A 5,805-nucleotide genomic window follows, 5' to 3' on the forward strand; every position below is an offset into this window, starting at 1 on the left:
TTGTCCTGATTTAAAGTTAATCCACTATATTAGGCACATATTTTTGCCCTAAACCCAGTGATTTCAGGGTATGCCATTTACCTCAACTTTCACGCCGCCCGCCCTTTTCAGACGACCTCCCTTTATCCCACCCTATTGTTCTTTAAATAATTTTACAAAAAAGCTATAATGACCAGTCATCAAATAATTTTTGTTAATAGATAATGGGAAGCGACGTGAAAAAAGTGCTGCTGGTGTATTACTCGCAGACCGGACAATTGGCAAAATTGGCGCAAAATTTCGCCGAACCTTTGCAGCAGGGCGGTGTCCATGTGGATTGCGTAAACCTTGAGCCGCAAGAGCCGTATCCGTTTCCGTGGTCGTTTTGGCGGTTTTTCAACACCTTTCCCGAAACCGTCCACCTGAAACCTGCGCCGATTCTGCCGCCCGCCATTCCCGCCGACGATTACGACGCTGTGGTTATCGCCTATACCGTCTGGTTTCTCTCGCCCGCCCAGCCGATTACCGCCTTCCTGCAACGGGAAGAAACCCGCCGCCTGCTCAACGGCAAACCCGTGGTAACGCTTATCGGCTGCCGCAATATGTGGTTGGGCGCACAGGAAAAAATGAAGTCGCTTTTGGCACAAAACGGCGCGAAACTCATCGGCAACATCGTCAAAATCGACGCATGCAACAGCGCCGCCAGCTTCATCACCACCCCCGCATGGCTGCTGTCGGGCGACAAACAATACTTCCGCGCCCTGCCCTCCGCCGGCATCGCAGACGGAGAGCTGGCCGATGCGGCGCGCTTTGGTGCAAAAATGCGGGATACCCTGTTGCAAAACAAAACCTTGGACGAAACCCTGTTTCAAAACATGGGCGCAGCCAAGGTAAACGAAAAACTGATTTTCAGCGAAAAAGCCGCCGGACGCAGCTTTTTCCTGTGGGGCAAGCTGCTGATGGTCGCCGGACGTGTGTCCCCCCTGCTACGCCGCGCCCTGCTGTGTTTTTATATCCTGTTTCTGCTGGCGATGATTCTGGTGTTGGTACCGGTGAGCGTATTGGTGAAAAAACTGCTGCATCCGCTGCTCAAAGGTCGTCTGAAAAAACTGGCAGAGTATTACAGCCAGCCCTCCGGCGGATAAATCGGATTACAGTTGTCGTCACACATTCTGACCGTTTCAGACGACCCCGAATACAGAAAGCGCACCATGCCCGAAGTCATCCATTACCCCGAACGCCGCCGCTTCCAAATCGACATCAACGGCTTAGAAGCGGGCTACATCAGCTACACCGAACACAACGGAAGCTGGGACGTGGACCACACTGAAGTTTCGCCCAATTTCCGCAATCAGGGCATTGCCCGAATGCTGGTGGATGCGTTAACGGCATATGCCGAAGCACACGATATCCCGCTCACCGCAAGTTGCGATTACGCGGCGCGGTTTATCGGCTGACCACTTACCATAGTGAGACAAAATAAAGAAAAGGCAAGGCAACACCCTGATATTTCTATTTTGTTTCGCCATACAACCCAAAACCATGATTCCAAATAACACACTCAAAAACGTTTACCTCAACCGTACCGCCGCCTTCCTGCCCAACGCGCCCGTCGGCAATGACGAGATGGAAGCCGTTCTCGGCATGGCGGGCGAGCTGCCTTCGCGCGTGCGACGCATGATTTTGCGTTCCAACGGCATCCAAACGCGGCACTACGCCATAGACCCCGACAGCCGCCGCGCCACGCATACCAATGCCGAACTTGCCGCCGAAGCAGTCCGCCGGCTGTTCGCACAAGGCATCAAGCCTGAAGACATCACCAGCCTGTCCTGCTCCACATCCTACCCCGACCAAACCATGCCCGGACACGGCGTGATGGTACACGGCCTTTTAGATATGCCCTCCTGCGAAGTATTGAGCATGGCGGGCGTGTGCGCGGCAGGTATGGCGGCGATGAAACACGCCTACAACGCCGTACGCACCGGCGAACACGCCCACGCCGTCGCCGCTGCGTCGGAAAACGCTTCGGCGGTGATGCGCGGCGAAGTGTTCCAACAGGAAACCGACCATAAAAAGCTGGAAAACGCCACCCCCGAAATCGGTTTTGAAAAAGACTTCTTGCGCTGGATGCTGTCGGATGGCGCGGGCGCGGCATACTTGTCCGACCGCCCCAATTCAGACGGCCTCAGCCTGAAAATCCACTGGATAGAGCTGCTCTCCTACGCCAACGAAATGCCGCCCTGTATGTATGCCGGCGCAGAATTCCGCGACGGCGTATTCGAAAGCTGGAAACACGCCGACCCCGAATACAGCCGCCGCCACAGCCTGATGGCGGTCAAGCAGGACGTAAAACTATTGAACGAAAACATCGTCCGCTACACAGTGGAAAAACCGCTCGCGCAAATCGCCGCCAAACACGGCATCCGCGCCGACGAAATCGACTGGTTCCTGCCCCACTACTCTTCCGGCTTTTTCCGCGACCGCCTTTCAGACGGCCTGAAAAACATCGGCTTTGAAATCCCGCAGGAAAAATGGTTTACCAACCTCTACACCAAAGGCAACACCGGCTCGGCATCGATTTACATCATCCTTGAAGAATTTATGCGCACTTTCCCACTGGAGCGCGGTCAAAAAGTTTTGTGCTACGTTCCCGAAAGCGGGCGTTTCTCAACTTGCTTTATGCTTTTGGAAGCGGTATAGCAAACTGAAAAAGGTCGTCTGAAACTATGGAAATCAAAGACATCCCGCAAGATGACAGCAAAAGCTACCACGGACATCTGAAAGTCATTTACGGCACGCGCGACGGGCGTTACGAAGCCGGTACCAGCAGCGGCTGGCAGGACGAAGCCTACGCCACCGAAATGGCGGTCGCCGAACTCGACGAACAAACCCGCGCCGCCCGCGAAGCGGTGGCACGGGGCGAATATTCGCCGCTGTATTACCATATGTTCCGCTTCCGCCACGACGAAGCCGGCTTGGCAATGGCCGCGGGCATATGGAAATGGCAGCTCCGCCGCCACCTGCGTCCCGAAATCTTCGCCAAGCTGCCAGACAAAACCCTGCAAAAATACGCCGACGCGCTGCAAATCAGCATAGACGAATTGAAGCGGACGGACGCGGATTAAGGCGAACCGGCCCTTACTGACGGCGGCAACCTGCCCTGATTTGTTTTTCAGACGACCTCATCTGTGTTTGAAACACAGCCGCCTAATTATAAAAATACTTCTAAACAGATATCTGATTGATACCCCCATGACCGAATTCCCACACCAGCATACCGCCCACTGCGAAAGCGGCGTAATGTCCACACTGCTCAAATACCACGGCCACGACTTAGACGAAGCCATGATCTTCGGCATTGCCCACGCACTAACCTTTGTCTGGCTGCCTGTCGTCAAGTTGGGCGGCATGCCACTGGTTTCCTACCGCATCGCACCGCGCGGCATCATCAAAAACACCTGCAAGGCATTGGGGCTGAAATTGTCCGCCCGCAAATTTTCCAATGCCCAAAAGGGACAGGACGCGCTGGATGCCGCGCTCTCATCGGGCAAACTGGCGGGGTTGCAGACCTCCGTATTCTGGCTGCCGTATTTCCCGCCGCAAATGCGTTTCCATTTCAACGCACACAATCTCTTGGTGTACGGCAAAGACGGTGGCGACTACCTGATCAGCGACCCCGTGTTTGAAACCGTGCAGCGCTGCGCCGCCGAAGATTTGCAGCGGGCGCGCTTCGCCAAAGGCGTGCTGGCGGCAAAAGGCATGATGTACACGCTGGAAAACGACAGGTCGTCTGAAAAAATTAAGGCAGACTTGCCCGCCATCATCCGCAAAGCCATACGCAAAAACGCCAAACAAATGCTCCCGCCCGTTTTTTTCGCCGGCGTAAAAGGCATCCGCACGTTGGCAAAAAACATCGAAGCCCTGCCCACTAAACGAAATGCAAAATACCAAAAGCTGTTCCTCGGCCATCTCGTGCGGATGCAGGAAGAAATCGGCACCGGCGGCGCAGGTTTCCGCTATATCTACGCCTATTTCCTCGAACAGGCCGCCCGTATCTGCGACAACCCCGCGTTTCAGACGGCCTCAGAACAAATGACCGCCATCGGCGACCAATGGCGGCAGTTTGCAGCGATGTGCGTGAAGCAGTGCAAAAAGCCGGCTGAAAACGGCTGCCGCGAAATCGCCGCATTTTTGCGCAAGATTGCGGATGATGAAGAAGCCTTGTGGCGGGGATTGTTGAAATAATGGGGAATCATGCGGCATAACTCAATCCGCTGCGCACCGTTTTAAAATCAGGTCGTCTGAAAACTCAAAGAAAAGATAAAAATGCGTTACTTAGCCACACTCTTATTATTGTGTTCCGCCTTAACCCACGCCGCACCGCCGGACGGCTTTGCCTTGGTTCATGATGCCGACGGACACACCAACTTACGCGAAAGCCCTGATTTGAATGCCAAAGTCTTGGCAAAAATCCCCAACGGCACACCGTTGAAATGTTTGGGTGATGGCGGTGAAGGCAGCCTGAGTTTCTGTACTGCCCAGCTGCAACAACCTGCCGCAGAAGACTACGGTTTCATCCATTACAGCCGCCTGATATTTCCCGCCTCCGATAAAAGCTTCGTCCGCCTGCGCGAACACTTCGGTCGCGACGACACACTGACTTTGTCCGGCAACGGACAAACAGTACACATCGTTGCTCGGCGTATTCACCCTAAACGCAGTGATTTCTCGGGTATCAGCAAAAACAAATATACCGCTCGCCTCTATCAAGGCAAACCGTTCTACGGCACAGATAACACCATTCCCAAAAACGTATTTGTAATAGAACAGATCACACTAAACGGCCAAGCGGTTCCCGCTGCCGAACTGCAAGGACTGTTCTCGCCCGATTTTGCCGCCACCGCACGCGATAGCCAGGTGTACGACCGCTGGGAAGCCTATTACCGCAGCATCGATAAGAGGCTCTATCTATTTGGCAGACAAGGCTCGGGCGCCGGTAGTTTCGATGTCTGCTTTATATTTAAGGACGGTAAATTCCAGCGCCGCTATTTATGGAATGCTGCGCTATAAATATCGCTCGAAAAGGTCGTCTGAAAACTAAAAGAAAAGATAAAAATGCGTTACTTAGCTGCTCTCCTATTATTGTGTTCCGCCCTAACCCATGCCGCGCCGCCGAACGGCTTTGCCTTGGTGCATGATGCCGACGGACACACCAACTTGCGCAAAAGACCCGATTTGAATGCCAAAGTCTTGGCAAAAATTCCCAACGGTACGCCGTTGGAATGTGTGGAAGAACTCAGTGAAACCAGGTCGGACTTCTGTTTTGTTCAGCTACAACAGGCAAACGCCAACGATTCCGGCTTTATCCATTACAGCCGTCTGATATTTCCTGCCGCCGATAAAAGCTTCGTCCGGCTGCGTGAACAATCCGGTCGCGACGATACGCTGACTTTGTCCGGTAGCGGACAAAAGGTACACATCGTTGCCCGCCGCATCCACCCAAAACTCAGCGACTTCTCGGGTATCAACAAAAACAACTTCACGGCGCGTCTCTATCAAGGCAAACCATTCTACGGCACAGACGACTCCATTCCCAAAAGCGTATTTGCAATAGAACAGATCACGCTAAACGGTCAAGCGGTTCCCGCTGCCGAACTGCAAGGACTCTTCTCGCTCGATTTTGCCTCCACCGCACGCGACAGCAATGTGTATGAAAAATGGGAAGCCTATTACCGCGACAGCGATAAAACGCTTTATCTGTTTGGCAGACAAGGTTCGGACGGCGCTCCTTTCAATGTCTGCTTTATATTTAAGGACGGTAAATTC

The 5,805-nt window shown here is 53.5% G+C and carries 7 protein-coding genes; all 7 read left to right on the forward strand.

The annotated features are described in order from the left end of the window. The first annotated feature begins 203 nt into the window (after positions 1 to 203). Positions 204 to 1,124 carry a flavodoxin family protein gene (locus HMPREF2572_RS11720; RefSeq protein ID WP_210385316.1) on the forward strand — a complete coding sequence of 307 codons (921 nt, stop codon included), beginning with the start codon at positions 204 to 206 and terminating at the stop codon, positions 1,122 to 1,124. A gap of 12 nt (positions 1,125 to 1,136) precedes the next feature. Then, positions 1,137 to 1,436: a GNAT family N-acetyltransferase gene (locus tag HMPREF2572_RS11725; protein ID WP_349267164.1), complete on the forward strand. Its 300-nt coding sequence runs from the start codon at positions 1,137 to 1,139 to the stop codon at positions 1,434 to 1,436. Positions 1,437 to 1,521: 85 nt separating this feature from the next. Beyond that, positions 1,522 to 2,679 (forward strand): beta-ketoacyl-ACP synthase III, encoded by a 1,158-nt coding sequence (locus HMPREF2572_RS11730; RefSeq protein ID WP_070498804.1) that lies wholly within the window; start codon positions 1,522 to 1,524, stop codon positions 2,677 to 2,679. A gap of 26 nt (positions 2,680 to 2,705) precedes the next feature. Next, positions 2,706 to 3,104, forward strand: coding sequence for a DarG family dialkylresorcinol biosynthesis protein (locus HMPREF2572_RS11735; RefSeq protein WP_049223765.1), 399 nt, complete (start codon positions 2,706 to 2,708; stop codon positions 3,102 to 3,104). A gap of 127 nt (positions 3,105 to 3,231) precedes the next feature. Further along, positions 3,232 to 4,224 carry a BtrH-related acyltransferase DarH gene (locus tag HMPREF2572_RS11740; RefSeq protein ID WP_070498805.1) on the forward strand — a complete coding sequence of 331 codons (993 nt, stop codon included), beginning with the start codon at positions 3,232 to 3,234 and terminating at the stop codon, positions 4,222 to 4,224. Positions 4,225 to 4,305: 81 nt separating this feature from the next. Beyond that, a complete protein-coding gene (locus HMPREF2572_RS11745; protein WP_070498806.1) occupies positions 4,306 to 5,049 on the forward strand; it encodes an SH3 domain-containing protein in 744 nt (247 codons plus the stop codon). Positions 5,050 to 5,094: 45 nt separating this feature from the next. Further along, positions 5,095 to 5,805 (forward strand): SH3 domain-containing protein (locus HMPREF2572_RS11750; protein ID WP_070498807.1); only part of this gene is annotated, 711 nt, incomplete at its 3' end.

It is taken from the genome of Neisseria sp. HMSC064E01 (assembly GCF_001808875.1).
GTDB lineage: Bacteria > Pseudomonadota > Gammaproteobacteria > Burkholderiales > Neisseriaceae > Neisseria > Neisseria sicca_A.

Bases quoted from the DNA above. Each gene is read 5' to 3' on its own strand.
- HMPREF2572_RS11745 (WP_070498806.1), top strand. From the start codon at position 4,306: ATGCGTTACTTAGCCACACTCTTATTATTGTGTTCCGCCTTAACCCAC.
- HMPREF2572_RS11735 (WP_049223765.1), top strand. From the start codon at position 2,706: ATGGAAATCAAAGACATCCCGCAAGATGACAGCAAAAGCTACCACGGA.
- HMPREF2572_RS11740 (WP_070498805.1), top strand. From the start codon at position 3,232: ATGACCGAATTCCCACACCAGCATACCGCCCACTGCGAAAGCGGCGTA.
- HMPREF2572_RS11730 (WP_070498804.1), top strand. From the start codon at position 1,522: ATGATTCCAAATAACACACTCAAAAACGTTTACCTCAACCGTACCGCC.
- HMPREF2572_RS11720 (WP_210385316.1), top strand. From the start codon at position 204: ATGGGAAGCGACGTGAAAAAAGTGCTGCTGGTGTATTACTCGCAGACC.